Below are 26,457 nucleotides of genomic sequence, written 5' to 3'. Positions count from 1 at the left end.
ATTCAGCCATTAACAGCAGGGCCCGGCAGCCATCAATGCAGCTGAAACAGGATCTGCAGCAGTTGAATGCCCAACAGTACAAACAACGGGCTGAGATCAAACCCACCCATGGGCGGCAGCAACTTGCGCACCGGGGCCATGATCGGCTCGGTGACTTGCACAATGATGCGTACCACCGGGCTGTAGGGGTCCGGGGCCACCCAACTGAGAAGCACGCGGATCAGCACTGTCCAGAACACATAATTGAGAATCAGGCTGGCCAGTTCGCGCAGGGCATGAAGCACCAGGGCGGCACCGATACCGCTGGGGAAGCCTCCCACCTGGATGCTCAGCAGGATCACCGTCTTGAGGATGATCAACGCCACCACCAGTACCAGCGCGGCAATATCCAGCCCACCGTAGCCGGGAATAATCCGACGCAGGGGCTTGAGCAGCGGGTTGGTGGCCTTGAGCACGAACTGGGAGATGGGATTATAGAAATCCGCCCGGGCCAGCTGCAGCACAAAGCGGGTCAGTACGATGAAGATGTAGGCGCTGAAAACAAAGTCCAGCAGGAAAAACAGGGCGCCCTGGGGGTTCATGGATTACTCCGTGGTTCGCAACAGGCTAAGAGTTTGGGGCAAGGGGCGGAAATTTCAAAGGGGCAGTTGCTTGTAGGAGCGTCGCTGGCGGCGCGATAACCTGGATCATGCTGCCCCGGGCTGTTTCGAAGCACTGTAGGAGCTCCTCTTGAGGGGCGAACCGAACGTAGCTAGGCCGCATAGCTTAGCGGGCTCGCAATGGAACCCGCCAAGCGCTGATATTCCTGATCGCCCTGCGGGCGATTTCCACGATGACGCGTGGTTCGCCCCTCAAGAGGAGCTCCTACAAAAACGCTTTACCCCGCCAGCTCTTCCGAACGCTCCCGGGCCGCCGCCACGGCGGCCTGGACCTGTTCGCGGAAGCCCGCTTCCTCGAACACGTTCAGCGCGGCAGCGGTGGTGCCGCCGGGGCTGGTGACCTGCTGGCGCAGCACATCCGGGCCCGCTTCACTGGCGATGGCCAGTTGCGCCGCGCCCCAGGCCGTCTGCAGCACCATCTGGCGGGCAGTGGCCGGGTCCAGCCCTTGCGCCTTGGCGGCTTCGATCAGGGATTCCATCAACAGGAAGAAGTAGGCCGGGCCGGAGCCGGAGACGGCGGTGACCGCATCCAGTTCCTTTTCCTCGGCAAACCAGAAGGTCAGCCCCACGGAGCCGAGGATCTCCTTGGCCATGGCTTTCTGCTCATCGCTCACGCCCTCAGCGGCATACAGACCGGTGGCACCGGCCTGAACCAGCGACGGCGTGTTGGGCATGCAACGCACAATCGGCGTCTCGCCCAGCCAGCTTCGCAGGTTGGCCACGGTGACACCGGCGGCGATGGAGATCACCAGCGGCTGGCGATCGGCAATCAGGTCACGCAGATCTTCACACACGGCCTGCATCATTTGTGGTTTCACCGCTAACACCAGCACATCCACCCGGCCGGCCACGTCACGGTTCTCGGTGCTCACGTGCACACGGTGCAGCTGGGACACCTCTTCCAGACGATCCCGGGAGGGGTCGCTCATCCAGATGCGGGCGGGGCGAATTCCTTTCGCCACCATGCCGCCGGCCAGGCTGGTGGCCATGTTGCCGGCGCCGATAAATCCGATGCTTTGCTGTGCCATAACTGCGCAATCCTTGTCTTGTGTTGTAACGCGTACGATGCCCCGAGGCGCTGACGACGCGGCTCTGTTGTCGTCAGGCGGTGCGCGGACCAAACAGGGCGGTGCCCACACGAACCATGGTGGCGCCTTCTTCGATGGCCACGCCGTAATCCGCGCTCATGCCCATGGAGAGCGTATCGAGGGACGGCATTGTATTGCGCAATTGTGACAGTGTCATGGCGAGCTGTCGGAAAGCACCCCGGCTGTTGTCCCCGCTGTCCGCCCGGGGAATGGCCATCAGGCCACGCAGACGCAGGTTGGGCAGAGTGGCGATCTCGGCGGCCAGGGCGGGCACCGCCTCCAGCGCAATACCGCTCTTGCTGTCTTCGTCGTCCACGTTCACCTGAATACAGACATTCAGCGGGGGCAGCTCTGCCGGTCGCTGCTCACTGAGGCGACGAGCCACTTTCAGCCGGTCCACCGAGTGCACCCAGTCAAAGTGAGCAGCGATATCGCGGGTCTTGTTGGACTGGATAGGCCCGATGAAGTGCCACACCAGGTCGCGGCCTTGCAGTGCCGCTATCTTTTCCAGGGCTTCCTGCAGGTAGTTTTCGCCGAAATGCCGCTGCCCCTGGTCAGCCAGGCGGGCCAACTCGTCCGCTGTACGGGTCTTACTGACCGCCAGAAGCTGCACACTGCCGGAATCACGGCCGGATTGCTCACAAATTGCACTAATTTGCGCATTGATCTCTATCAGTGGGCTTTTGGAGTCTGTCATTATTGAACGGCTCAAGAGGTCGGGTTACTTTAGGCATGCGACGAATTTCTGAGAAAGCCAATTTCCGGCGCTCGCCATAATAACAAAAGGGGGCTTCGGGCTCCCTTTCAATACCAGACAACGCAAGTAGAAACCCATGGATATTACCGAGCTGCTCGCTTTCAGCGCCAAAAACGGCGCTTCCGACCTTCACCTGTCCGCCGGTCTGCCACCGATGATTCGTGTGGACGGCGACGTGCGCCGCATCAATCTGCCGGCCATGGAGCACAAGGAAGTCCACGCGCTGATCTACGACATCATGAACGACAAGCAGCGCAAGGATTTCGAGGAATTCTTCGAAACCGACTTTTCCTTCGAGGTGCCCGGCGTGGCCCGCTTCCGGGTCAACGCTTTCAACCACAACCGGGGTGCCGGCGCCGTATTCCGGACCATTCCCTCGAAAGTGCTGACCATGGAAGACCTGGGCATGGGCAAGGTATTCCAGAAAATCTCCGACATGCCCCGGGGCATTGTGCTGGTTACCGGGCCCACCGGTTCCGGTAAGTCCACCACCCTGGCGGCCATGGTCGACTACATCAACGATTCACGCTACGAGCACATACTCACCATTGAGGATCCCATCGAATTCGTGCACGAATCGAAAAAATGCCTGGTCACCCCGCGGGAAGTCCACCGCGATACCCTCGGCTTTTCCGAAGCCCTGCGATCCGCACTGCGGGAAGACCCGGATATCATTCTGGTGGGCGAGCTGCGGGATCTGGAAACCATCCGCCTGGCGCTGACCGCGGCGGAAACCGGTCACCTGGTATTCGGCACCCTGCACACCACCTCCGCTGCCAAGACCATTGACCGGGTGGTGGATGTATTCCCCGCCGAAGAAAAATCCATGATCCGCTCCATGCTGTCGGAATCCCTGCAGGCGGTGGTATCCCAGACCCTGCTGAAGAAAAACGGCGGCGGCCGGGTGGCCGCCCACGAAATCATGATGGGCACACCGGCGATCCGTAACCTGATCCGCGAAGACAAGGTGGCGCAGATGTACTCGGCCATCCAGACCGGCGGTGCGCTGGGCATGCAGACCCTGGATCAGTGCCTGCAGGGTCTGGTCAATAAAGGCCTCGTGGCCCGCGATGTGGCCCGCGAAAAAGCCAAGAGCCCGGACTCAATCTAACGAGGAGAAGAACAGATGGAATTCGAAGAGCTCCTCAAACTGATGGTACAGAAAGGCGGCTCCGACCTGTTCATTACTGCCGGTGTGCCGCCCAGCATGAAGGTGAACGGCAAGATCCTGCCTGTGACCAAGAGCGCGCTGACCCCGGACATGACCCGGGACATCGTGTTCGGCGTAATGACCGAACAGCAGCGCAAGGAATTCGTGGCACACCACGAGTGCAACTTCGCCATCTCCGCCCGGGGCATCGGCCGGTTCCGGGTATCCGCTTTCTACCAGCGCAACCTGGTGGCCATGGTGCTGCGTCGTATCGAAACCAAGATCCCCAATGTGGACGACCTGCGTCTGCCGCCAGTGATCAAGGAACTGGCCATGACCAAGCGCGGCCTGGTGATCTTCGTGGGCGCCACCGGTACCGGTAAGTCCACCTCGCTGGCCTCCATGATCGGCTATCGCAACAAGAACTCGAAGGGCCACATCATCACCATTGAGGACCCCATCGAATTCATCCATCAGCATCAGGGTTGTATCGTTACCCAGCGTGAAGTGGGCATTGATACCGAGTCCTTTGATGTGGCACTGAAGAACACCCTGCGTCAGGCGCCGGACGTGATCCTGATCGGCGAGATCCGTACCCCGGAAACCATGGACAAGGCCATTGCCTTCGCGGAAACCGGTCACCTGTGCCTGGCCACCCTGCACGCCAACAACGCCAACCAGGCGCTGGACCGGATCATCCACTTCTTCCCGGCAGATCGTCACGGCCAGCTGTGGATGGACCTGTCCCTGAACCTGAAAGGCGTCGTCGCTCAGCAGCTGATCCCCACCCCGGACGGCAAGGGCCGCCGCGCCGCCATCGAGGTGCTGCTGGGCACGCCGCTGGTACAGGACCACATCCGCAAGGGCGAAGTGCACATGCTCAAGCAGCTGATGAGCAAGTCCCGGGAACAGGGCATGCAGACTTTCGACCAGGCCCTCTACGACCTCTACTCCGTTGGTGAAATCACCTACGAAGACGCCATGCTGCACGCGGACTCACCCAATGACCTGCGTCTGATGATCAAGCTGGGTAACGAGACGGATTCCTCCAGCCTGGACATCGCCACGCGGGGATTGAGTATCGAGGACACTGAGTAAAGGCAGTTAATAATTAACAGTGAATAGTTAATAGTTGCGCGGGTGAGCTCGTCAGGGACTGACGGGCCTTGCCCGCGATAACAGGGACGATTTTTACTTTACCAATGGAGGGGGAAACCCATGCAACAACAAAAAGAAACACACCTGACACCCATCGGCTATCTGCTGTGGTTTTTTGGCGGTATCTTCGGTTACCACCGTTTCTACTATGGTCGCCAGCTCACCGGCCTGCTGTGGATGCTTACCGCCGGGATCTTCTTCATCGGCTGGATCGTGGATGCCTTCCTGATTCCTGGCATGAACCGGGACGCCAATAACCAGTTCAAGTCCGGCGAGACCGATTACAGCGTGGCCTGGGTGCTGATGCTGTTTCTGGGTATCTTCGGCGCCCACCGCTTCTACATGGGCAAGATCGGCACCGGGGTACTTTACCTGCTGACGCTGGGCCTGCTGGGTTTTGGGGTAATCTATGATCTGTTCACCCTGAACGGCCAGGTCTCCGAGCGCAACGGCGAAACCGCCCAGGGCGAGCCGGTTCCTGCCTGAAGAGCGGCAAGTTTCAAGTATCAAGTTGCAACGCGGACAATATTATTGCGAACTTGAACTGACGAGGCCGCGCCCAAAGGTTGGGCGCGGCCTCTTTGCTTTTACCTTAGAAAAACCCTTTATCGCGTTGCAACTTGTCACTTGAAACTTGCAACTCAATAATGCGGCGGCGGTGCATCTTCAATGCGTGACGCAGCCATTTCCTCGGACAAATCCAATACCCGGTCCACCAGTTTGCGGCACACCTTTTCCAGCTCGTCGATCTTGCCCTGCTGGTCACTGACCACCTTGTTCAGATGCTGGACCAGGTCTTCCTGGTAGGCCAGCTTGGTTTCGATATCGACCAGCCGTTCTGCGTCGCTCATGAAGTACCCTCTTACTGTAGGAGCCATGCTTGCATGGCGAACCGCCGAAGGCGATCACCGCAAGCAGGTTCGCCATGCAAGCATAGCTCCTACAATGTGTGTCATTAACATTGGCCCCATTGTACTTGCCCGCACGCAATAATGCCGCTAAGGTTTGCCCGTCTTGGGGGAGTAGTCGCTCGGTTTTCACCCCTTGGCGGTCATCAACATAGTTGCGCCGCATGCGCATGGTGGCCGCGTCCGCGTCCTTCCGGATTGACGAGACCTGAGACATCGCTGGTATTCCGCTGGGGCGGGATTGACCGGTGGTGTCTCTGTGTCGCAATCCCGCCCCTCTGGAAACGTTCATGGAAGCCCTGTTCAGCTCTTTTCTGCTGGTTGCCCTTGGCGAAATCGGCGACAAGACCCAACTACTGTCCCTGGCCCTGATCCTCAAATTCCGTAAACCCTGGCCGATTCTGGCTGGCGTGGTGGTGGCTACCCTGCTCAACCATGGCGCCTCGGTGTGGTTTGGTGACTGGTTGGCCGGCGCCATTCCCGGAGACTGGCTGCGCTGGATTCTCGGTATCAGCTTTATCGGCCTGGGCCTGTGGATGCTGATCCCCGACGGCGATGAGAAAGTGGATGAGAACCCCCGCTTCGGCCCCTTCCTGACCGCCCTGGTGCTGTTCTTCATTGCCGAAATCGGCGACAAGACCCAGTTCGCCACCATTGCCCTGGCGGTTCAATTCAAGGATCAGTTCTGGCCGGTGCTGGGTGGCTCCACCCTGGGCATGATCGCCGCCAACCTGCCGGTCATCTGGTTGGCACATCAGTTTGGCGGCCAACGCTTTGAAATCTGGGCCCATCGCATCAGTGCCGTGCTATTTGTAGGCTTCGGGGTGTGGGCCTTGGTGTAAAACAGGCCCCACGCGACACGCATAAAGCCTGATACAATCTGGCCTCTTTTTGCGTGCATGCGTGTTGCGTGCTGCCTGTTTGCGAGTCCTGCCCATGGCCCTCACCGCCACCATCTACAAAGCCGAACTGACTGTGTCCGACATGGACCGGGACTACTACGCCACCCACAACCTGACCGTGGCATTGCACCCGTCGGAAACCCCATCACGGATGATGCTGCGACTGCTGGCCTTTGCGTTGAATGCCCACGAAGCTCTGGCCTTTACCCGCGGCCTGTCCAGCACCGACGAGCCGGATCTGTGGCAACGCAATCCGGACGACACTCTGGAACACTGGATTGAACTGGGCATGCCAGATGAAAAACGCCTGCGCAAGGCGTGCGGCCTGGCCCGACACGTGACGCTTTATACCTATGGCGCCCGGGCACCACAGGTATGGTGGGAGAGCATGAAGAACAAGGTGACCCGCTTCAGCAACCTGCACATCGTTCATGTGGATCCGGACAGCGAAGCAACCCTGGAGCCACTCATGCAGCGCACCATGCAGCTGCAATGCATGATTCAGGATGGACAAATCTGGTTCGGCAGCACCGAGCAATCCATGGAGATGGGCCTGACAACCTGGTTTGGTGCCAGCCCCCATCACTAAATCTTCACGCAGTGCACAAGCGCCCCATGTTAGTAATGTCGCCGCTATTTCTTTTACAACGGAGACTCCATGTCAGACCTGATTCTGCACCACTACGCCCTGTCCCCCTTTTCCGAAAAGGTGCGGGCCATGCTCGGCTATGCCGGTCTGGACTGGCAGTCCGTCACCGTGCGGGAAATGCCGCCACGGCCGATGCTGGCGCCACTGGCAGGCGGCTACCGGAAAATTCCGGTGGCACAGAGCGGCGCCGATGTGTTCTGCGACACTCGTATTATCGGCGCGGAGATTGCCGCACTGGCCGGCAAGCCGGAGCTGGTAGCCAGCAACGCCGGTGTCGACGTACAGGATTTTGTCGCCAGGGTGGACCTGGACATCTTCCTCGCCTGCATCATCTCTGCAGGCAACATGACTCTGCTGCGCAAGGTGCTCAAGGAGTCGTCGCTGCTGGATCTGGGTCGCCTGTTGTGGGACCGCATCGCCATGGGCAGCAAGGCCAAGGTAAAAACCAACAGCCCAAAACAGATGAAACGCATGGTGGAAGCCCATCTGACCGATCTGGAGGGGAAACTGGAATCACACCCTTTCCTGTTTGGCGACACGCCAAACGCCGGCGATTTTTCCGCCTACCACAGCCTGTGGTTCCAGCGTGACCTGGCGGAACAACCGCGCTTCAAACGCTACCCGAAAGTGAATGCCTGGCTGGATCGTCTGCAGGCCTATGGCCAAGGCAACAGCACCCAGATCAGCGCCGACCAGGCCCTGGAGCAGGCCCGGGCTGCCACCCCTCGCCCACTGCCCGATTCCACCCAGGACCAGGCACTGATCGGCAAGACCGTGAGCGTGGTCCCCAACGACTACGGTCGCATTCCGGTGGAAGGCACCCTGGTGGCCAGCACCGATGAACGCTGGATCGTGGCGCGGGACGAGGACGCCGTAGGTCGGGTGCATGTGCATTTGCCGCGCCAGGGGTTTGTGATCCGCGCGGTCTGACAGAGCACTGATCAAGCGTTGGGGCCTTGCTTGCAAAGCGAAGGGCTTTTTCCTGTGCAGCGCTAACGGCTGATCTTTGGCTTTGCGAGTAAAGCTCCAACGGGAGCTTTGCTCACAAGGCGAACGTCCCGGGCCCGGCATCCCCTTACAGGCTGCGCTGATTAACCCGTTTCATCAGTTCTTCGGCGCTTTCCTTACGCTCGGAATAACGATCGGTGAGATAGTCACTGCGGTCGCGGGTCAGGTAGGTGAACTTCACCAGCTCTTCCAGCACATCCACGATACGGTCGTAGAAGCCGGAGGCTTTCATACGATCGTTTTCATCGAATTCCAGAAACGCTTTCGGCACCGACGACTGGTTGGGGATGGTGAGCATGCGCATCCAGCGGCCCAGCACCCGTAGCTGATTCACCGCATTGAACGATTGCGAGCCACCACACACCTGCATCACCGCTAGGGTCTTTCCCTGGGTGGGGCGCACTGCGCCCAGCGACAATGGAATCCAGTCGATCTGCGCCTTCATGATGCCGGTCATGGCGCCATGCCGTTCCGGCGAACACCACACCATCCCCTCACTCCAGGTCACCAGATCGCGCAGCTCCTGCACCTTGGGATGGCTGGCATCCTCGCTGTCCGGCAGCGGCAGGCCATCGGCATGAAACACTTTCGGCTCCGCGCCCATGGCTTCCAGCAGGCGAGCCGCTTCCTCCACCACCAGACGGCTGAAGGAACGCTGACGCAGCGATCCATACAACAACAGGATGCGCGGTTTATGGGTAGACGGCTGATCCCGGAACACGCTGTCGGTAGCGGGGACCTGGAAGCAATCGTTATCGAGGTTGGGTAGATCTTTCATCGAAGCTCTCATTTTTTGTAGGAGCCCATGCTTGCATGGCGAAGGGTTCTGTTTCCTGAAAGCAGGTATGAATCTGACAGACTTTCGCCATGCAAGCATGGGCTCCTACAGGATTACGCAGGATTTTCTTCGAACCAGTGCGAGGTACGATTCACAATCGCTACCAGCGTCAGCATCACCGGCACTTCCACCAGAACGCCCACTACGGTGGCCAGCGCCGCACCGGAGTGCAGGCCGAATAGGCTGATGGCCACGGCCACCGCCAGCTCGAAGAAGTTGCTGGTGCCAATCAGGCAGGCGGGGCCGGCCACGTTGTGTTTCAGCCGCAGGCGACGGGCCGCCCAGTAAGCAATCACGAAGATGCCGTAGGTCTGGATCAGCAGCGGGATAGCGATCAGCACGATGGCCATGGGTTTGGCGAGGATGGTTTCCGCCTGGAAGCCGAACAGCAGCACCACCGTGGCCAGCAGCCCCATCACACTGATCGGCTTGAGGGCAGCAACGAAGCGTTCCACTTTCGCCTCGCCCCCTTTAGCCACCAGCATCTGGCGGGTGAGGAAACCGGCAATCAGCGGCAGCACCACATAGAGCACCACGGACAACAACAGCGTATCCCAGGGAACGGTGATGTCACTGACACCCAGCAACAGGGCCGCGATGGGGGCAAAGGCGAATACCATGATGATGTCGTTCACCGACACCTGTACCAGGGTGTAGTTGGCATCGCCCTTGGTCAGGTGACTCCACACGAACACCATGGCGGTACAGGGCGCCACGCCCAGCAGGATCATGCCGGCGATGTACTCGGTGGCGGTCTGTGGGTCCACCCAGCCGGCGAACAATACCTTGAAAAACAGCCAGCCAAGCGCCGCCATGGTGAACGGCTTGATCAACCAGTTGATTGCCAGAGTGAGCAGCAACCCCCGTGGGTTCTGTCCTACTTTCTTGATCGCGGTGAAATCAATCTGGATCATCATCGGGTAGACCATCACCCAGATAAACACCGCCACCGCCAGATTCACGTGGGCGTACTCAAACGCTGCCACCGCCTGAAAAAGAGGCGGTACTGCCAAGCCCAGGGCGACCCCGGCAATAATCGCCAGGCCCACCCAGACGCTCAGGTAACGTTCGAAAAACGGCATCAGTGATCCTCCATGTCCCGATGGATCTGCTCACCGCAGGCCACCAGGCCTTTGCCGTTGAGGTCATCCAGCGAAACGTCGAACAGTGCCTGCAGACGACTTTCCAGTTGCTGGTAGGTAGCCTCAAAGGCCGCAGCAATCTCCTCTTCCGTGCCTTCCACATGAGCCGGGTCCGGCAGGCCCCAATGCAGTTTGGGCACATCCCCCAGCCACACTGGGCAGGCTTCCCCGGCGGCGCTGTCGCAGACGGTAATAATCAGATCGATATCTTCACCGGCCAGATCATCCATGGATTTGGAACCGGGGTTGTCCGGGGTAATGCCATGGCGGGCCAGCACTGCCAGCGCTCCCGGGTTCACCTGGCCGGTAGGATGGCTACCGGCACTGAGGCCCCGGAAACGGCCTTTGCCCAGGGCATTGATCAATGCTTCGCCAATAATGGAACGACAGGAGTTGCCGGTGCACAGCACCAGAATCGTCATGGGTTGCAGTTGCATGTCAGTTCTCGCAGCAGGCAGGGACAGGAAGGTTCAGAGACAGGGCCTCGCAAGCCGGTGATACCAGACTCGCCAACGTCTGTTGGGCCCAGGCAGGCAGTTCCGGGTTAATGCGGTAATGCATCCAGGTACCCTGCCGTCGCGCCACCACCAGCTCACACTGGCGCAGCTGAGCCAGGTGGCGAGATACCGTGGACTGCGGCGCACTGACCGCATCCACCAGGTCGCACACACAGACCTCGCCCTGACCGTGCAACAGGCAGACCAGACTCAGGCGAAGGTCATCGCCGAGGCATTTGCAGAGCTGGGTGGGAGTGAGCATGGGTCGCCCTGTATTCGTATATTCGGAAATACGGATATTAAAGAGGCACGTTGCAAGATACAAGTTTCAACGCGGGAAGGTTTTGTGACGATGCTGGAAAGGCAAAGGCCGTGCCTGAAGGTAAGGCGCGGCCTTTGAAAGGGCCGTAGGAGCGTCGCTTGAGACGCGAACCTCGAGCAGCGAGGAAATCGCCCGCAGGACGATCAGGACTGTAGAGCTCCACAGGGCTATCCATATCCATATAAAGGTTATGGCTAGATTGAAGCTCATTCCTCGCGAAGGCTCGGTTCGCGTCTCAAGCGACGCTCCTACAGCGGCTTCGTAGCAGGTTTTGCTCGTAGCTTGTAGCTGCCTTTATTTCTTCAGCTTGGCTTCGATCTCGTCCACGGTGATGTGGCGTACGTCCTTGCCTTCCACCAGGTAGATGACCTGCTCGCCGATGTTGCGGGCGTGGTCACCGATGCGCTCCAGGGCGCGCAGGGACCAGATGATGTTTAGGATCCGGGTAATGGAGCGCGGATCTTCCATCATGAAGGTCACCAGCGAGCGCATGGCGCTGCGGTATTCCATGTCCACTTCGTTGTCTTCGGCGGCGACTGCCAGGGCTTTCTTGGCATCGAAACGGGCGAACGCGTCCAGGGTATCGCGCAGCATGTTGCGCACGTGGTTGCCGATGTGCCGCACTTCCACGTAACCACGGGGGGACTCGCCTTCTTCCGCAAGCTGCTGGCCCATGCGGGCAATCTTGGCCGATTCGTCGCCGATCCGTTCCAGGTCAGAGACGGCCTTGGTCACGGCAATGATCAGACGCAGGTCGGAGGCCGCAGGCTGGCGCAAGGCCAATACCCGGGTGCATTCCTCGTCGATCAGCATTTCCAGCTTGTCGACCTTGTCTTCCGTCTCCAGCACCTTCTGGGCCAGGTCGGAATCTGCATGCAGCAGCGCCTGCAAGGCATCCACCACCTGCTTTTCCACCAGGCCACCCATCTCCATCAGATTGTTGCGGATGGATTCCAGCGCCTCATTGAACTGGGTTGAGCTGTGCTCACCAAAATGCATGCGATCCATGATCTGTTTTCCTCCGAGCGGCGCTTAGCCGAAGCGCCCGGTGATATAGGCTTCCGTCAGATCGTGTTCCGGTTTGGTGAACACGGTCTCGGTGTCATTCATTTCCACCAGACGACCCAGGTGGAAGTAGGCGGTGCGGTGTGACACCCGCGCGGCCTGCTGCATGGAGTGGGTAACGATGGCGATGGTGTAGGACTCGCTCAGTTCGCTGATCAGCTCTTCGATCTTGGCAGTGGCGATGGGGTCCAGCGCGGAGCAGGGCTCATCCATCAGCACCACTTCCGGGCTCACCGCGATGGTGCGGGCAATACACAGACGCTGCTGCTGGCCACCGGACAGGCCGGTGCCGGACGCATGCAGGCGGTCTTTCACCTCATCCCACAGGCCGGCTTTGCGCAGGCTGTTTTCCACGATCTCATCCAGGTCGTATTTCTTGTTGGCCAGGCCATGGATGCGCGGCCCATAGGCCACGTTATCGTAGATGGATTTGGGGAACGGGTTGGGTTTCTGGAACACCATGCCCACCCGGGCACGCAGCTCCACCACATCCAGTTTCGGGTCGTAAAGATCCTGCCCTTCCAGATGCAGATCGCCCTTCACCCGACAGATATCAATGGTGTCGTTCATGCGGTTCAGGCAGCGCAGGAAGGTGGACTTGCCGCAACCGGACGGACCAATCAGCGAGACCACTTCGTTCTTGCCGATATCCAGGCTGACGCCATGGATAGCCTGATTATCGGCGTAGAACACCTCCACATCACGCAGGCGCATTTTCGGGTTGTCCACAAAGGGCTGACCCACGGTCTGATCGGGATAGGGAGTGTCTTGTGTCATTGCGTCACGCTCGTTTATGGCCTTGTCTTTGGCCGCATCATTGTTGCCCAGAGACGGTTTGTCCAGTTGCTGTGCGGTTTCCATCACTCAAATCCTCGTTACCGGTCCGTTACCAGCGCCGCTCAAGACGCTTGCGCAGTACCACCGCCAGGGTGTTCATGGTGATCAGGAAGGCCAGCAGCACCATGATCGCGGCGGACGCCAACGCTTCGAAAGATTGCTCCGGGCTGTCTGCCCACAGGTAGATCTGTACCGGCAGTACCGTGGCAGCATCCAGCGGGCCGGCGGGCAGATCGACGATAAAGGCCACCATGCCGATCATCAGCAGCGGTGCGGTTTCACCCAGGGCCTGGGCCATACCGATGATGGCACCGGTGAGCATGCCCGGCAGCGCCAGCGGCAGCACATGGTGCAATACCACCTGCATCTTCGACGCCCCCAGCCCCATGGCCGCCTGGCGAATGCTGGGCGGCACCGCCTTGATGGCGGCGCGGCTGGAAATGATGATGGTCGGCAGCGTCATCAACGTCAGTACGATACCGCCCACCAGTGGCACCGAGCGGGGCAGGCCGAACAGGCCGATGATCACCGCCAGACCCAGCAGGCCGAAGATGATCGACGGTACCGCCGCCAGGTTGTTGATGTTCACTTCAATGAAATCGGTGAACTTGTTCTTCGGGGCAAATTCTTCCAGGTAGATCGCCGCGGCCACACCCACCGGAAAACTCAACACCAGGGTCACAATCATGGTGAACAGCGACCCGAGAATGGCGCCGAGAATACCGGCCTGTTCCGGCTCACGGGAATCGCCGTAGCTGAACAGGGACTGGTTGAATACCATGCGGGTTTCCCCGGAGGCTTCCAGCTCGGCGACCCACTGCTGCTGCTTGGTATTCAGGCGGCTGTCTTCGCGTTGCTTTTCACTGGCCTTGAGGAACAGGTCCACGTCGTCATCGGCCAGCAACCACAGGGTGCGAGTCTCGCCCAGCAGGGAAGGATCTTCGCGCAACATATCGCGCAGGGCATAACCGGCGCCGGTGCTCACCAGCTGGTTCAACGCCCGGGTATCCTGGCGGCCTTCCACGGTGGGGAAGCGCTCTGCCAGGGCGTCGCGGATCACCCCCTGATAATTACCGTAGTTCAGTTCATCCTCGTCGCGGGGGTCGCTGACATCCAGCACCTCGGCGTCAAAGGTGATCGGCAGCTGGACTTCATACTCGAAGAACGCGCTGTGACCCTTGCCAATAATGTCGGTGAACAGCAGCACCAGGGCCATCAAGCCAATGCCGATGGAGCCGATGCCAAATGCCTTGAAGCGCTTCTCGGCCCGGTAGCGCCGGGCCAGCGTCTTGCGAACTTTTTCCGTGGTTTCGCTCATGGTCTCTCTCCGGCTCCTAGTCGTACTGCTCGCGGTATTTCTTCACGATATGCAGCGCGAAGATATTCATGACCAGGGTGGTGATGAACAACATCAGGCCCAGGGCGAAGGCCGCCAGGGTCTTGGCGCTGTCGAATTCCTGGTCGCCGGTCAGCAAAGTCACAATCTGTACGGTGATGGTGGTCACCGCTTCCAGCGGATTGGCGGTCAGATTGGCCGCCAGGCCAGCGGCCATCACCACGATCATGGTTTCGCCAATGGCCCGGGAGGCGGCCAGCAGGATGCCGCCCATGATGCCCGGCAGGGCCGCCGGGAAAATCACCTTCTTGATGGTCTCGCTCTTGGTGGCGCCCAGCCCGAGAGAACCATCACGCATGGCCTGGGGCACGGCAGTAATCACATCGTCCGCCAGGGAAGACACGAAGGGGATAATCATGATGCCCATCACCAGGCCGGCAGCCAGAGCCGATTCCGACGCCACATCCAGGCCGATGGATTCGCCCATGCCACGAATGAAAGGCGCCACCGTCAGGGCGGCAAAGAAGCCGTACACCACAGTGGGCACCCCGGCCAGTACTTCCAGTGCCGGCTTGGCCACGGTACGAACCCGGTTGCTGGCGTATTCCGCCAGGTAGATGGCGGACATCAGTCCCACCGGCACCGCCACCAGCAAGGCAATGGCGGAAATCAGCATGGTGCCCATGAACAATGGCACGGCACCGAAGGCACCGCCGGACGCTACCTGATCGGCGCGCAGGGCAGTCTGTGGGCTCCACTGCAACCCGAACAGGAAATCGGTGACCGGCACCTTGCCGAAGAAGCGGATGGATTCGAACAGGACCGACAGCACAATGCCCACGGTGGTCAGGATCGCCACCGTGGCACACAGCATGAAGAGGGTCTGCAGTACCCGCTCCACCTGCTGGCGAGCGCGCAACTGCGGTGACACTTTCAGCCAGGCCCAGGCGCCGCCGAACATGCACAGCACGATAATCACCACGGTCAGGGCCATGGCGCTGGTCTGGCGCAGGGCCTGCAGGTTCTCTGCCGCGGCAGCAATGGGCGCTTCGACGAAATTAGCAGGCAGCGCACCGCTGGCCACGTTCTGGATCTTGCTGAGCGTCAGGTTATAGCTGGACGCATCCGTCGGCTGCAGCTCCGCCGGCAAGCCGGCAAGCACCTGCTGGCGGATAATGCTGTCATCAAACGCCAGCCACAGGCCCAGCACCACCAGAGCAGGAATGGCACACCACATGGCCGAACGCATGGCAAAGTAAAACGGCAGCGAGTGCAGGTGGCGAATCCCCCCCAGGGGACGGGCCAGCGCGTAGGAGCGGCGAAGCCCCACAAAGTAGGCGCCAGCCACCATCACCACCAGCAGTAACAGCAGGTTTCCGGTTTGCATGTAGTACTCCGATCGGATTTGCTCAAACAAAATCACCGCAATGATCTTGGTGGAACAAATACAGGTTTTTCAGGGGCGAAAAAGCCCGGTGGCAAACACCACCGGGCCGAAAGCATCCATGCTTTTTGTTATTCCCTTACAACTCTTCGCCAGTCATGGACTTCAGGCTGCGGGCCTGCTTGGCCATGCTCTTGCGCAGGTCATCACCCAGCGGGATCAGGCCTTTCTCGCCCAGGTAACCCTGGTCGCCCCAGGCTTTCTCGCTGGTGAACTCTTTCACGTAGCCTTCGATACCGGGTACCACACCCACGTGGGCTTTCTTCACGTAGAAGAACAGGGAGCGGGATACCGGGTAGTCGCCGGAGCCGATGGCTTCGAAGGTCGGCTCAACACCATCCACGTTGGCAGCCTGTACCACACCGCGGTTCTGATCCAGGAAGGAGTAACCGAACACACCGTAGGCGGCCGGGTTCTTTTCCAGTTTCTGCACGATCAGGTTGTCGTTTTCACCGGCTTCCACATAAACACCGTCTTCACGAACGCTGCGGCAGATGGCCTTGTACTTGGACTTGTCTTCGCTCTTGATGGCCTTCAGCCAGGGGAAGGTCTTGCAACCACCCTCGATGGCCAGCTCGTTGAAGGCATCACGGGTACCGGAAGTCGGCGGCGGACCGAGCACTTCGATTTCGGTGTTGGGCAGCGCCGGGTTCACGTCTTTCCAGGTCTTGTAAGGGTTGGCAACCAGCTCTTCGCTGCCATCCGGGTTCGGTACATCCTTGGCCAGGGCCAGGAAGATGTCACGCAGGGACAGATCGATGTGCTCGCCCTTCACGGAGTTGGCGATAACGATGCCATCGTAGCCGACCTTCACTTCGGTGATGTCTTTCACGCCATTGCTCTGGCACAGCTCGAACTCGGACTTCTTCATGCGACGTGACGCATTGGTGATGTCCGGGTGCTGGGTACCAACGCCCTGGCAGAACAGCTTCATGCCGCCGCCGGAACCGGTGGATTCGATTTTCGGGGTGGCGTTGCCGGTACGACCGAAACGCTCGGCCACCACGGTGGCGAACGGATATACCGTGGAGGAACCCACGATGGAGATAGTGTCACGCGCCATGGCAGTACCCGGTACGCTGGCCATGGCCAGTGCAGCGGCGGCACCTGCCAGAGTTGCTTTCATCTTGAAGTTCACGGTTAAGCCTCCTAGTTACATGGCACCGGCGCTTGTCAGGTTTGACCCCACCCCGGTTTTGTTCTTGCAATCTTTGCAAACCAGTTCATGTTTCAGCACAGCGCATGCTAGAGAGGGTTTATGACAGCAACATTACAGGATCATTGCGCCCCTGTGATCTGTCAGTTTTACCGGCAATCCCGCCCGATACTCTGGTTCTAGCCGGCAGCCCCCGTATAATGCGGGTTTTCGCGGGATGCATCCGTATCACAGATGGCACCGGAGCCAGTCTCCCGGGGCACAGGTTTTTATGACACAACAACTATTACGCTGGCAGCAACGTCTGGCCGGTTTTACCACCCTGGTGGGCCGCAGCAGCGCCTGGCTGGCCCTGCTGCTGGTACTGGGCATGGTGCTGGTGGTGGTGCTGCGCTACGGCTTCGGCATCGGCAATATCGCCCTGCAGGAATCGCTCACCTATCTGCACGGCAGCCTCTTTATGCTGGCAATTGCCTATACCCTGGCCGAGGACGAGCACGTGCGCGTGGATGTGCTCTACCAGCGCTTCAGCCCCCGGGGCCGGGCCTGGGTCAATCTGCTGGGCACCCTGTTTCTGCTGCTGCCGGTGTGTGCGGCCACTTTCTGGCTATCGCTGGACTATGTGGTCAGTAGCTGGCGCGAGCAGGAAGCCTCCGCCAATGGCGGCCTGCCGTTTGTCTATCTACTGAAAACCCTGCTGCTGATCCTGCCCGCCCTGCTCACCGTGCAGGCGCTTGCGGAGCTGTTGCGCCACGGCCTGACCTTGCTGGGGGCGGCGCCGCCCGCTCCCCAGGACCACCCCGGGGAGGGCCTGTGATGGAATGGGTTCCCCTGATCATGTTTGTGGTGGTGTGCCTGGTGCTGCTCAGCGGTTACCCGGTGGCCTTTGTGCTGGGCGGTACCGCCCTGCTGTTCGCCGCCGCCGGCATGGTGACCGGCACGTTCAACCCGGCGGATCTGACCTTTGTGCCCAACCGCCTGTTCGGCATCATCGACAACACCACCCTGATGGCGGTGCCCCTGTTCGTGTTCATGGGGGTCATGCTGGAGAAATCGCGGGTGGCGGAAAAATTGCTGGCCAGTATGGGCCAGCTGTTCGGCGGCCTGCCCGGCGGTATGGGTGTGGCCATCATTCTGGTGGGGGCGCTGCTGGCCGCCAGCACCGGCATCGTCGGTGCCACCGTGGTGACCATGGGCCTGCTGTCGCTGCCGACCATGCTGCGTCAGGGTTATCAGCCACAGCTTTCCACCGGGCTGATCTGTGCCACCGGCACCCTGGGGCAGATCATCCCCCCTTCCATTGCCCTGGTGCTACTGGGCGATGTGCTGGCCAACGCCTATCAGGAAGCCCAGCTCAAGCAGGGGTTGTGGTCACTGGATACGGTGTCGGTAGGCGATCTGTTTGTGGGCGCGCTGATTCCCGGCCTGATTCTGGTGGGGTTGTATCTCTTGTATGTGGTGGCCATCAGCCTGCTGAAACCGGAGTGGGCGCCGGCGTTTCAGTTTCGTGATGACGAACCGCGCGGCTGGCGGCCCCTGCTGGGCGGCCTGATTCCGCCGCTGCTGCTGATTGCAGCGGTGCTGGGCTCCATTCTCACCGGCAAGGCCACCCCCACCGAAGCCGCCGGCGTCGGCGCCTTCGGTTCGCTGCTGCTGGCTGCCGGCAACCGGCACCTCAACGGACAGATTCTCGGCCAGGTGGTGCGCGCCACCAGCCGGGTCACCGCCATGGTGTTCATGATCCTGATCGGCGCCAGCCTGTTTTCCCTGGTGTTTCGCGGTTTCGGTGGCGAGGAGGCGGTCCATGCCCTGTTCGAAAGCCTGCCCGGTGGGGTGATCGGCGCCACCCTGCTGGTGATGCTGCTGATCTTCCTGCTCGGCTTTATCCTCGACTTTATCGAGATTACCTTTGTCGTCGTGCCCATCGTCGGCCCGGTACTGCTAGCCATGGGTCTGGACCCGATCTGGCTGGGGGTAATGATCGCCCTGAACTTGCAAACCAGTTTTCTGACCCCACCCTTCGGGTTTGCCCTGTTTTACTTGCGCGGGGTGGCGCCGCCAGAGGTAAAAACCACGCAGATTTACCAGGGCGTGATACCTTTTATCATTATCCAGCTACTAATGCTGGGTATACTGGCGCTGTTCCCGGAACTGGCCACCTGGCTCCCCGATCAACTTTACGGGTAAATGAACTGCGGCGCGGCAGTGTATAGACTGCAATCTAAACCGGCTCAAAATATTACGGATAACAAACATGACCGATAACACCGACGACATGCCCCAGCCCATCGGCACCCTGGCTATTCAGACCATCGCCATGCCGCAGAGCGCCAACTGGAATGGCGATATCTTTGGTGGCTGGCTGGTATCGCAGATGGATCTCGCCGGTGCTGTCACCGCCCGCAAGAAAGCCCGTGGCAGGGTGGCCACCGTAGCGATTGATTCCATGGCCTTCCTGCGCCCGGTGCCGGTGGGCGCCGTGGTCAGCTGCTACACCCAGTTGCAGGATGTGGGCCGCAGCTCCATGCAGATTCTGGTGGAAGTGTGGATCCGCGAAGACACCGGCACCCTGTCCAAGGTGACCGAAGGGCACTTCACCTTCGTGGCCATTGATGACACCGGGCGGACCCGGGCGGTGCCGAGGGACTGACCGAAGCCTGCCGTTTGGTTATCGCGCCGCCGGCGGCGCTCCTACGGTTGGGGTTCGGTTTTCTGTAGGAGCACCGCTTGAGGTGCGAACCGAGCGTAGCGAGGCCTGAGGATTGAGGTTGGCGCTATTCTTTCCGGAAAGGTCTGTTGGGCACTGAGATCCCTGATCGCCCTACGGGCGATTTCCGCGCAAGCGCGGTTCGCACCTCAAGCGGTGCTCCTACAGCGGCTTCGTAGATACGCCTCTTGAGGCGCCTCCGCTCAACCTTTGGCTAACTCACTGCGCACGTTCATATACGACTGCTCCGCCACCGCCATGTATTCCACGGATTGGTCGCGGAACCTGCGGTAGGACTCGTACACCTTGCGCGCTTCGCTGTTGTCGGCCACCAGCGCTTCGATCACCTCGTCGCTGGCCTCCTTCAGTGCCTTGAGGACATCATCGGGCAACCGGCGCAGTTTCACTCCGTGCTTGTTGACCAGCTCCTGGAGGGCCGCGTTGTTCTGGGCGGTATACTCGTCGAGCATGTCCTGGTTTTCCGACTGGGCGGCGTAACGGATGATCGCCTGCAGGTCCGCCGGCAAGCTGTCCCATACCGTCTTGTTGATGGTCAGTTCCAGGGTCGGGCCCGGCTCCTGCCAACCCGGGTAATAGTAGTACTCGGCGACCCGGTGCAGGCCAAAGGTCAGATCGTTGTAGGGGCCGACCCAGTCCGCCGCATCAATGGCACCGGTCTGCATGGAGGTGAACACCTCGGCACCCGGCAACTGCACTGGCGTGGCACCCACCTTGCCCAGCACCTCTCCGGCGAGGCCCGGCATACGCATCTTCAGACCCTTCAGGTCCTCCACGCTGTTGATTTCCTTGTTGAACCAACCCGCCATCTGGGTGCCGGTGTTGCCACAGGCAAACGGCTTGAGATTGAACTGGGCATAGAGATCGTCCCACAGTTTCTGACCGCCACCATGGTGCAACCAGCCATTCATTTCCTGGGCCGTAAGCCCGAAGGGGACGGCGGTAAAGAACGGCGCGGCCGGGTGCTTGCCTTTCCAGTAGTAGGCGGCCCCGTGGCCCATCTCGGCGCTGCCCTGGCGCACCGCATCGAACACTTCAAAGGCCGGCACCAGTTCCTTGGCGCCATAGACCTTGATCTTGATACGCCCGGCAGACATTTCTTCCACGCGCTTGGCAAACCGGTTGGCGCCAGCACCCAGGCCGGGATAGTTCTTCGGCCAGGTGGTCACCATTTTCCATTCGTAGGTCTGCTGTTCAGGCTTTTTCTTTTCCGGCTCCGCGCCGGCAGCAGCCTGACCCTCCACGGGCGGGCAGTCTTTCTGTTCGCAGCCAGCCAGTGCCAGGCCACCCAGCCCAAGACCCAGGGCGGAAACAAATTTACGACGATCCAAGGTAGCTCCTCCGATAAAGGGCGGCAGCGCTCTGCCGCTTTCGGGTTATTTTTTTCGACCTGAGGCCTGATGCACGACGCTTCTCACGTCCTGCGTCAAGTATCCGGCGTTATATCACTTCCAGCCGGGCGTACTGGCTGACCAGCCACTTGGTGCCGGCGCCGTCAAAATTGATCTGCAGCCGGGCGTTGGGGCCCTGGCCTTCGAAGTGCAATACGGTGCCTTCGCCGAATTTCGGGTGCAATACCCGCGCGCCCAGGTTGATGCCATTGGACTCGGTTTCCCGAATCGGCCGCGACGCGCCGCCCACCGGCCGGCTGAAGCCGGCCCGGGCGCGGATTTCTTCCAGAAACTCGGCAGGAATTTCGCGCAGGAAACGACTGGGCGGGTTATGGTTTTCATTACCGTAGAGGCGACGGCTTTCCGCATGGGTCAGGTACAACTCGCGCATGGCGCGAGTCAGGCCCACGTAGCAGAGGCGCCGCTCTTCGGCCATGCGGCCCGGCTCCTGGCTGGACATCTGGTGGGGGAACAGACCTTCCTCCATGCCACAGATGAATACCGCCGGAAATTCCAGGCCCTTGGCGGAATGCAGGGTCATCATCTGCACCGCGTCCTCATGGGCGTCGGCCTGGCCCTCGCCGGATTCCAGGGCGGCGTGGTCGAGAAAGGCAGTCAGGCTATCCAGTTCGGAGTCTTCATCCTCGTCACCGAATTCCCGAGTGGCGGAGACCAGTTCGCGCAGGTTTTCCAGCCGTTGCTGGCCCTTTTCGCCTTTTTCCTTGCCATGGAAATCCACCAGGCCACTGGCTTCGATTACATGTTCGGTGGTTTCCGCCAGCGACAAGCCATCGCATTGCTGCTCCAGCTGCGCCACCAGGTTCAGAAACACCGCCAGGGCATTGGTGGCCCGGGCGGTAAGTAACTGCTCACTGATCAGCGCCTGAGCCGCAGCCCACAGGGACACGCCACGCTGACGTGCCAGCTCGCGCAGGCTTTCCAGAGTCTTGTTGCCGATGCCCCGGGTGGGGGTGTTCACCACCCGTTCGAAGGCGGCATCCGCATCGCGATGGCTGAGCAGGCGCAGGTAGGCCAGGGCGTTCTTGATTTCCGCCCGCTCGAAGAAGCGCTGACCACCGTAAATACGGTAGGGAATACCGGCCTGCAAAAAAGCTTCTTCCAGCACCCGGGACTGGGCGTTGGAGCGGTACAGCACCGCCATTTCCCGCCGCGCGGTGCCTTCCTGAAACAGCTTTTCCACCCGCCCGGCAATAAAGCGGGCTTCGTCCACTTCATTGAACCCGGCATAGAGGCGAATCGGATCACCGTCGCTGCCCTCGGTCCACAGTTCCTTGCCAAGCCGGTCGGCATTGTTGCCAATCACGGCGTTGGCCGCTTTCAGGATGGTGCCGGTGGAGCGGTAGTTCTGCTCCAGGCGAATGGTGCGGGTATCCGGGAAATCGCGGCTGAACTTGTGGATATTCTCGATCTTGGCGCCGCGCCAGCCGTAGATGGACTGGTCATCATCGCCGACGATGGTGACGGCATTATCGTCGTTGGCCAGCAACCGCAGCCAGGCATACTGGATGCTGTTGGTATCCTGAAACTCGTCCACCAGAATGTGCCGGAAGCGACGCTGATAATGGCCACGCAGGCCATCGTTGTCGCGGAACAGCTCCAGCACCCGCAGCAGCATTTCGTTGAAGTCCACCAGGCCGCTGCGCTCGCAGGCTTCTTCGTAGCCGAAGTAGATCTTCTGCATGGTCTGCACGAACAGATCGCCATTGGCGTCCATGTGCTTGGCACGCAGGCCCTCATCCTTCTGGCCATTGATAAACCAGGTGGCCTGACGGGCCGGCCAGCGCTGCTCGTCCAGCCCCAGCTCCTTGATCACCCGTTTGATCAGCCGGATCTGATCATCCGCATCGATGATCTGGAAGCCCTGGGGCAGGCCCGCTTCCTGCCAGTGGGCGCGCAGCAGGCGATGGGCAATGCCGTGGAAGGTGCCCACCCACATGCCGTCGGCGGACATGTCCAGCAACTGCTCGATGCGCCCGCGCATTTCGGCAGCGGCCTTGTTGGTAAAGGTCACCGCTAGAATACCGAACGGCGAGGCCTGCTCGGTGGCGATCTGCCAGGCAATACGGTGCACCAGCACCCGGGTCTTGCCCGAGCCGGCACCAGCCAGCACCAGTAAATGTCGGTCATCGGCAGCCACCGCGTCGCGCTGGGCCGGGTTCAAGCCATCAATAAGGGAAGTTACGTCATCCATGGCGCGGGAGTTTAGCAGAATGTCCGCTGGCGCGATGCCTGCATACTGAACCCGGTTAGATGAACCCGTGCAGCATGGCAATACGCCACTATCAAGAGTGAGATGGCGGTTTCCCTTGGCATCGCCGATAGGTAAACTGACAAAGAAAAACACTCGGCTAAACGCCAGAGGATAATAATCAAGGTGTCTTCGCAGTCTCCGCAAACCCGAACCGCTCCGCCGTTCAATGGCGTGCTTACTGAACAGTGCCAACTGTTACTCAGTGGCATTGCGGTGCTGATGTTGCTGGAAATAGCCAGTGCCGTCACGCTGGTATGGGCCTACTGGAGCACCCCCATTCCCCGGCAGCACTTGCTGATCTGGCTGGGACTGGTAGCTGCCGTCCAGGTCGGCAAGTTGATCGCCCTGCCCTTCTGCCATCGGCGCCTGCGCAACGATCTGGCCACCCCACACTGCCGTCGCATTCTTTCTGCCGTCGCCCTGAGCACCCCACTGATCCTGGGCACCGCCGGTTACCTGTTCAATCCCCTGGATACCCTGTTCGCCAGCGACATGCTGGCCGCCCAGCTCACCATTGCCTGCCTGGGGCTGGGCCTGAGCACCATGGCTCTGGCCGCCTACAGTAGCCACTTTCCCACCGTTTTCCTGTATCTGCTGATGCTGCTCGGCCCCGGCATGCTGCGACTGTCGGAGACCCAGGCCCATGGCCAGCTCTCGCTGATGCTGCTGATGTCCCTGCTGGGACTGTTCTTCCTGTTCGCCGCCCGCCGCATCAACCAGACCGGCCACCAGGCCATGATGCTGCAGGCCAGCAACCGGTCGCTGATCGACTACCTGAACCGGGCCCGCAGCGATGCGGAAGCCCTCAACGAGAAGCTGGCTCAGGAAATCTACGAGCGTAAGGAAGCCCGCCAGCGCCTGCAGGAGACCAACGAGCGACTGGAATCCATGGTGCAGGAGCGCACCCGGGCCCTGGGCGAAACCAACCAGGCCCTGGCAGCCACCGGTGAACGACTGGAACTGGCGCTGGAAGCCAGCAATATCGGCCTGTGGGACTGGATGCTGGATACCGGGCGCAACTACCACACCAACTTCGACCGCCTGCTGGGTTACGACGGCGCCTACTTCAAGAATTTCTTCGGCGACCTGGAAACCCTGGTTCACCCGGAAGATCTGACCCGCATCCGCCGCGCCATGGTGTCCCACTTCAAGGGCCAGGATGACCGTTACCATGCCGTGTATCGGCTCCGCCATGCGGATGGCAGCTGGCGCTGGATCGAGGATGAGGGACGGGTGGTGACCTGGTCTGATCAGGGCCGCGCTCTGCGCATGATCGGCACCCGCCGGGATATCACCGAAGACCGCCAGAGCCAGGAGCAGCTGCGGCTGGCTGCCACCGTCTTCGACAACGCCCCGGAAGGCATCTTCATCCTCGACCACAAGTTCCGCTTCCTGGCAGTGAATGCCCGCTTCGAGCAGATTACCGGCTACAGCGAATCCATGGTGCTGGGCAAGCAGGTGCTGGATCATCAGGAAACCGCCGCCAACCGCGACACCTACAAGATGATTACCGCCGCGTTGCGAGAGACCGGTTTTTGGGAAGGGGAAATCAGCGAGACCCGCCGAAATGGCGAGCCTTTCCCGGAATGGCTGCAGGTCAGTGCGGTTCGCGACGAACACAAAAAGGTGATCCGTTTTGTCGGCATGATGTCCGACCTGACAACCCGCAAGGAAACCGAACAGCAGCTGCAGTTCCTGTCCAATTACGACCGCCTCACCGGCCTGGCCAACCGCACCCAGTTCCGCGAACACCTGCACAAGTCCCTGACCCTGGCACGACTGAACCGGGAAAAGGTGGCGCTGCTGATGATCGACCTGGACCGCTTCAAACCGATCAACGAATCCCTGGGCCATGAAATCGGTGACCGTCTGCTCAAGGCCGCCGCCGAGCGCATGGCCCAGCACGCCGGGGGCGAAGAAAATCTCGCCCGGGTGGGCGGCGATGAATTCACCCTGCTGCTGGAAAACCACGGCGGCGAAGGGGCCATCAGCCAGCATTGCCAGAAGCTGATCAATGCCATGAAGAAGCCCTTCATGATTGACGGCCACGAACTGCTGCTCGGCGCCAGCGTTGGCATCAGCGTGTTCCCGGACACCGCCAAGGAAGCCCAGAGCATGATCAATCAGGCCGACATGGCGGTGTATCAGGCCAAGCGCAGCGGCGGCAACAACTTCCAGTTTTACCGCAGCAACATGCGCGTGGCCTCGGTGGAACAGCTGGCCCTGGAAACCAGCCTGCGCAAGGCCATCTTCAAGAACGAATTCGTGGTCTATTACCAGCCGAAGATGGACCTGGCCAGCAACCGCATTACCTCAGTAGAAGCGCTGGTGCGCTGGCAACACCCGACCATGGGCCTGCTGCCGCCGGCGGATTTCATTCCCCTGGCCGAGGAAACCGGGCTGATCTCCGCCATTGGCGAGCTGGTGCTGGAACGTTCATGCCGCCAGGCCCACCAGTGGTACAAACAGGGGCTGGGCAATATCTGTGTATCGGTGAACCTGTCGGCGCACCAGTTCCGCAAGGGCAATGTGGCCGAGATCGTCGACCGGGTACTGGAAAGCACCGAGTTGCCCGCCCACCTGTTGGAACTGGAGCTCACCGAAAGCCTGATCATGGAAGACATGGAGCAGAACATCGAACTGCTCCAGCAACTGCGTACCCGCGGCATCGAGCTGGCCCTGGACGACTTCGGCACCGGCTATTCCTCACTGAGTTACCTGAAGCGTTTCCCGGTGGATACCCTGAAGATCGACCGTTCCTTCATCATGGATCTGGACAAGAGCCCGGACGACGCTGCCATCACCCGCGCCATCATCGACATGGCCCACAGCCTGCAGATGAACGTAGTCGCCGAAGGGGTGGAAACCGAAGCCCACCTGAGCATCCTGCGCGACATGCACTGCGACAGCATCCAGGGCTTTTTGATCAGCCGCCCGGTGCCGGAGAAAGAGCTGGTGGAGTTGCTGCATACGCAGGCGTATAGGAAGGCGTTGGATAGTTAACAGTTAATAGTGAACAGTTAACAGCGCGCGGCGATCTCGCCGTGGGGTCTGAAACACAAGAGGCCGCGCCCATATTCTGGGCGCGGCCTCTTGCGTTTCAGATACAGCCCAACGCTGATCGCGTGGCTGTTAACTATTCACTGTTAACTG

25 protein-coding genes are annotated in these 26,457 nt (G+C 60.3%); 10 read left to right on the top strand and 15 right to left on the bottom strand.

The genetic code is table 11. The annotated features are described in order from the left end of the window. Window positions 1-32: 32 nt before the first annotated feature. The 3 genes from T9A_RS14320 to T9A_RS14310 all read right to left on the bottom strand — a co-directional run bounded on the left by T9A_RS14320 (window position 33) and on the right by T9A_RS14310 (window position 2,444). Window positions 33-581 carry a YggT family protein gene (locus T9A_RS14320; protein ID WP_035249750.1) on the bottom strand — a complete coding sequence of 183 codons (549 nt, stop codon included), beginning with the start codon at window positions 579-581 and terminating at the stop codon, window positions 33-35. Window positions 582-877: 296 nt separating this feature from the next. After that, a complete protein-coding gene (gene proC, locus T9A_RS14315; RefSeq protein WP_035249748.1) occupies window positions 878-1,687 on the bottom strand; it encodes a pyrroline-5-carboxylate reductase in 810 nt (269 codons plus the stop codon). Window positions 1,688-1,760: 73 nt separating this feature from the next. Further along, window positions 1,761-2,444: a YggS family pyridoxal phosphate-dependent enzyme gene (locus T9A_RS14310; protein WP_035249745.1), complete on the bottom strand. Its 684-nt coding sequence runs from the start codon at window positions 2,442-2,444 to the stop codon at window positions 1,761-1,763. 136 nt (window positions 2,445-2,580) lie between these two features. On the opposite strand from T9A_RS14310, the gene T9A_RS14305 reads away from it, so the two are divergent. The 3 genes from T9A_RS14305 to T9A_RS14295 all read left to right on the top strand — a co-directional run bounded on the left by T9A_RS14305 (window position 2,581) and on the right by T9A_RS14295 (window position 5,298). After that, entirely contained in the window at window positions 2,581-3,615 is a 1,035-nt protein-coding gene (locus T9A_RS14305) for a type IV pilus twitching motility protein PilT (RefSeq protein WP_035249741.1), read from the top strand. 15 nt (window positions 3,616-3,630) lie between these two features. Next, a complete protein-coding gene (locus T9A_RS14300; RefSeq protein ID WP_035249738.1) occupies window positions 3,631-4,752 on the top strand; it encodes a PilT/PilU family type 4a pilus ATPase in 1,122 nt (373 codons plus the stop codon). Between the two features lie 120 nt (window positions 4,753-4,872). After that, window positions 4,873-5,298 carry a TM2 domain-containing protein gene (locus T9A_RS14295; protein ID WP_035249736.1) on the top strand — a complete coding sequence of 142 codons (426 nt, stop codon included), beginning with the start codon at window positions 4,873-4,875 and terminating at the stop codon, window positions 5,296-5,298. Window positions 5,299-5,453: 155 nt separating this feature from the next. On the opposite strand, the gene T9A_RS14290 is transcribed toward T9A_RS14295, so the two are convergent. Further along, window positions 5,454-5,663, bottom strand: a complete 210-nt coding sequence (locus T9A_RS14290) for a SlyX family protein (RefSeq protein ID WP_035249734.1) — start codon at window positions 5,661-5,663, stop codon at window positions 5,454-5,456. A 347-nt stretch (window positions 5,664-6,010) separates the two neighbouring features. On the opposite strand from T9A_RS14290, the gene T9A_RS14285 reads away from it, so the two are divergent. The 3 genes from T9A_RS14285 (at window position 6,011) to T9A_RS14275 (ending at window position 8,201) form a co-directional block, all read left to right on the top strand. Beyond that, entirely contained in the window at window positions 6,011-6,562 is a 552-nt protein-coding gene (locus T9A_RS14285) for a TMEM165/GDT1 family protein (protein ID WP_035249732.1), read from the top strand. 94 nt (window positions 6,563-6,656) lie between these two features. Then, window positions 6,657-7,211, top strand: a complete 555-nt coding sequence (locus tag T9A_RS14280) for a YaeQ family protein (protein WP_035249730.1) — start codon at window positions 6,657-6,659, stop codon at window positions 7,209-7,211. 69 nt (window positions 7,212-7,280) lie between these two features. After that, complete coding sequence (locus T9A_RS14275) at window positions 7,281-8,201, top strand: glutathione S-transferase family protein (RefSeq protein ID WP_052043051.1); 921 nt, start codon at window positions 7,281-7,283, stop codon at window positions 8,199-8,201. 145 nt (window positions 8,202-8,346) lie between these two features. Here T9A_RS14275 and arsH read toward each other — a convergent pair whose 3' ends face one another. The 9 genes from arsH to T9A_RS14230 all read right to left on the bottom strand — a co-directional run bounded on the left by arsH (window position 8,347) and on the right by T9A_RS14230 (window position 16,886). Further along, window positions 8,347-9,057: an arsenical resistance protein ArsH gene (gene arsH / locus T9A_RS14270; protein WP_035249726.1), complete on the bottom strand. Its 711-nt coding sequence runs from the start codon at window positions 9,055-9,057 to the stop codon at window positions 8,347-8,349. A 113-nt stretch (window positions 9,058-9,170) separates the two neighbouring features. Next, window positions 9,171-10,199 (bottom strand): ACR3 family arsenite efflux transporter, encoded by a 1,029-nt coding sequence (arsB, locus tag T9A_RS14265; RefSeq protein WP_035249723.1) that lies wholly within the window; start codon window positions 10,197-10,199, stop codon window positions 9,171-9,173. Next, window positions 10,199-10,696, bottom strand: a complete 498-nt coding sequence (locus T9A_RS14260; protein WP_035249721.1) for an arsenate reductase ArsC — start codon at window positions 10,694-10,696, stop codon at window positions 10,199-10,201. The genes arsB and T9A_RS14260 overlap by 1 nt, the downstream gene beginning before the upstream one ends. A 1-nt stretch (window position 10,697) precedes the next feature. Beyond that, a complete protein-coding gene (locus tag T9A_RS14255) occupies window positions 10,698-11,018 on the bottom strand; it encodes a metalloregulator ArsR/SmtB family transcription factor (protein ID WP_035249719.1) in 321 nt (106 codons plus the stop codon). A 354-nt stretch (window positions 11,019-11,372) separates the two neighbouring features. After that, window positions 11,373-12,086 carry a phosphate signaling complex protein PhoU gene (gene phoU, locus T9A_RS14250; RefSeq protein WP_084573518.1) on the bottom strand — a complete coding sequence of 238 codons (714 nt, stop codon included), beginning with the start codon at window positions 12,084-12,086 and terminating at the stop codon, window positions 11,373-11,375. A gap of 24 nt (window positions 12,087-12,110) precedes the next feature. Further along, window positions 12,111-13,004 carry a phosphate ABC transporter ATP-binding protein PstB gene (pstB, locus tag T9A_RS14245; RefSeq protein ID WP_035249715.1) on the bottom strand — a complete coding sequence of 298 codons (894 nt, stop codon included), beginning with the start codon at window positions 13,002-13,004 and terminating at the stop codon, window positions 12,111-12,113. Between the two features lie 25 nt (window positions 13,005-13,029). Continuing rightward, window positions 13,030-14,298 (bottom strand): phosphate ABC transporter permease PstA, encoded by a 1,269-nt coding sequence (gene pstA / locus T9A_RS14240; protein ID WP_035249713.1) that lies wholly within the window; start codon window positions 14,296-14,298, stop codon window positions 13,030-13,032. A gap of 16 nt (window positions 14,299-14,314) precedes the next feature. Continuing rightward, window positions 14,315-15,703, bottom strand: coding sequence for a phosphate ABC transporter permease subunit PstC (gene pstC / locus T9A_RS14235; RefSeq protein WP_035249711.1), 1,389 nt, complete (start codon window positions 15,701-15,703; stop codon window positions 14,315-14,317). 136 nt (window positions 15,704-15,839) lie between these two features. Further along, a complete protein-coding gene (locus T9A_RS14230) occupies window positions 15,840-16,886 on the bottom strand; it encodes a substrate-binding domain-containing protein (RefSeq protein WP_035249897.1) in 1,047 nt (348 codons plus the stop codon). A 301-nt stretch (window positions 16,887-17,187) separates the two neighbouring features. Here T9A_RS14230 and T9A_RS14225 point away from each other — a divergent pair, with 301 nt between their 5' ends. The 3 genes from T9A_RS14225 (at window position 17,188) to T9A_RS14215 (ending at window position 19,566) form a co-directional block, all read left to right on the top strand. Then, a complete protein-coding gene (locus T9A_RS14225; RefSeq protein ID WP_035249709.1) occupies window positions 17,188-17,733 on the top strand; it encodes a TRAP transporter small permease subunit in 546 nt (181 codons plus the stop codon). Continuing rightward, window positions 17,733-19,103 (top strand): TRAP transporter large permease, encoded by a 1,371-nt coding sequence (locus T9A_RS14220; RefSeq protein WP_198030673.1) that lies wholly within the window; start codon window positions 17,733-17,735, stop codon window positions 19,101-19,103. The genes T9A_RS14225 and T9A_RS14220 overlap by 1 nt, the downstream gene beginning before the upstream one ends. A gap of 67 nt (window positions 19,104-19,170) precedes the next feature. Beyond that, entirely contained in the window at window positions 19,171-19,566 is a 396-nt protein-coding gene (locus T9A_RS14215; protein WP_035249705.1) for an acyl-CoA thioesterase, read from the top strand. Window positions 19,567-19,826: 260 nt separating this feature from the next. Here T9A_RS14215 and T9A_RS14210 read toward each other — a convergent pair whose 3' ends face one another. Together T9A_RS14210 and uvrD are read right to left on the bottom strand one after the other, a co-directional pair. Further along, window positions 19,827-20,972 carry a TRAP transporter substrate-binding protein gene (locus T9A_RS14210; protein ID WP_035249703.1) on the bottom strand — a complete coding sequence of 382 codons (1,146 nt, stop codon included), beginning with the start codon at window positions 20,970-20,972 and terminating at the stop codon, window positions 19,827-19,829. A 109-nt stretch (window positions 20,973-21,081) separates the two neighbouring features. Continuing rightward, window positions 21,082-23,244, bottom strand: coding sequence for a DNA helicase II (gene uvrD, locus T9A_RS14205; protein WP_035249701.1), 2,163 nt, complete (start codon window positions 23,242-23,244; stop codon window positions 21,082-21,084). A 183-nt stretch (window positions 23,245-23,427) separates the two neighbouring features. On the opposite strand from uvrD, the gene T9A_RS14200 reads away from it, so the two are divergent. Beyond that, entirely contained in the window at window positions 23,428-26,307 is a 2,880-nt protein-coding gene (locus T9A_RS14200; protein WP_035249699.1) for a GGDEF domain-containing phosphodiesterase, read from the top strand. The last annotated feature ends 150 nt before the right edge of the window (window positions 26,308-26,457 follow it).

The sequence above is a fragment of the Alcanivorax jadensis T9 genome (genome assembly GCF_000756655.1).
In the GTDB taxonomy this organism is placed as follows: Bacteria; Pseudomonadota; Gammaproteobacteria; order Pseudomonadales; family Alcanivoracaceae; genus Alcanivorax; species Alcanivorax jadensis.
Note: the sequence above shows the minus strand (reverse complement) of the source record. Positions and strands in the feature narration are given on the sequence as shown.

Bases quoted from the DNA above. Each gene is read 5' to 3' on its own strand.
- T9A_RS14320 (WP_035249750.1), bottom strand. From the start codon at position 581: ATGAACCCCCAGGGCGCCCTGTTTTTCCTGCTGGACTTTGTTTTCAGC.
- proC (WP_035249748.1), bottom strand. From the start codon at position 1,687: ATGGCACAGCAAAGCATCGGATTTATCGGCGCCGGCAACATGGCCACC.
- T9A_RS14310 (WP_035249745.1), bottom strand. From the start codon at position 2,444: ATGACAGACTCCAAAAGCCCACTGATAGAGATCAATGCGCAAATTAGT.
- T9A_RS14305 (WP_035249741.1), top strand. From the start codon at position 2,581: ATGGATATTACCGAGCTGCTCGCTTTCAGCGCCAAAAACGGCGCTTCC.
- T9A_RS14300 (WP_035249738.1), top strand. From the start codon at position 3,631: ATGGAATTCGAAGAGCTCCTCAAACTGATGGTACAGAAAGGCGGCTCC.
- T9A_RS14295 (WP_035249736.1), top strand. From the start codon at position 4,873: ATGCAACAACAAAAAGAAACACACCTGACACCCATCGGCTATCTGCTG.
- T9A_RS14290 (WP_035249734.1), bottom strand. From the start codon at position 5,663: ATGAGCGACGCAGAACGGCTGGTCGATATCGAAACCAAGCTGGCCTAC.
- T9A_RS14285 (WP_035249732.1), top strand. From the start codon at position 6,011: ATGGAAGCCCTGTTCAGCTCTTTTCTGCTGGTTGCCCTTGGCGAAATC.
- T9A_RS14280 (WP_035249730.1), top strand. From the start codon at position 6,657: ATGGCCCTCACCGCCACCATCTACAAAGCCGAACTGACTGTGTCCGAC.
- T9A_RS14275 (WP_052043051.1), top strand. From the start codon at position 7,281: ATGTCAGACCTGATTCTGCACCACTACGCCCTGTCCCCCTTTTCCGAA.
- arsH (WP_035249726.1), bottom strand. From the start codon at position 9,057: ATGAAAGATCTACCCAACCTCGATAACGATTGCTTCCAGGTCCCCGCT.
- arsB (WP_035249723.1), bottom strand. From the start codon at position 10,199: ATGCCGTTTTTCGAACGTTACCTGAGCGTCTGGGTGGGCCTGGCGATT.
- T9A_RS14260 (WP_035249721.1), bottom strand. From the start codon at position 10,696: ATGCAACTGCAACCCATGACGATTCTGGTGCTGTGCACCGGCAACTCC.
- T9A_RS14255 (WP_035249719.1), bottom strand. From the start codon at position 11,018: ATGCTCACTCCCACCCAGCTCTGCAAATGCCTCGGCGATGACCTTCGC.
- phoU (WP_084573518.1), bottom strand. From the start codon at position 12,086: ATGGATCGCATGCATTTTGGTGAGCACAGCTCAACCCAGTTCAATGAG.
- pstB (WP_035249715.1), bottom strand. From the start codon at position 13,004: ATGGAAACCGCACAGCAACTGGACAAACCGTCTCTGGGCAACAATGAT.
- pstA (WP_035249713.1), bottom strand. From the start codon at position 14,298: ATGAGCGAAACCACGGAAAAAGTTCGCAAGACGCTGGCCCGGCGCTAC.
- pstC (WP_035249711.1), bottom strand. From the start codon at position 15,703: ATGCAAACCGGAAACCTGCTGTTACTGCTGGTGGTGATGGTGGCTGGC.
- T9A_RS14230 (WP_035249897.1), bottom strand. From the start codon at position 16,886: ATGAAAGCAACTCTGGCAGGTGCCGCCGCTGCACTGGCCATGGCCAGC.
- T9A_RS14225 (WP_035249709.1), top strand. From the start codon at position 17,188: ATGACACAACAACTATTACGCTGGCAGCAACGTCTGGCCGGTTTTACC.
- T9A_RS14220 (WP_198030673.1), top strand. From the start codon at position 17,733: ATGGAATGGGTTCCCCTGATCATGTTTGTGGTGGTGTGCCTGGTGCTG.
- T9A_RS14215 (WP_035249705.1), top strand. From the start codon at position 19,171: ATGACCGATAACACCGACGACATGCCCCAGCCCATCGGCACCCTGGCT.
- uvrD (WP_035249701.1), bottom strand. From the start codon at position 23,244: ATGGATGACGTAACTTCCCTTATTGATGGCTTGAACCCGGCCCAGCGC.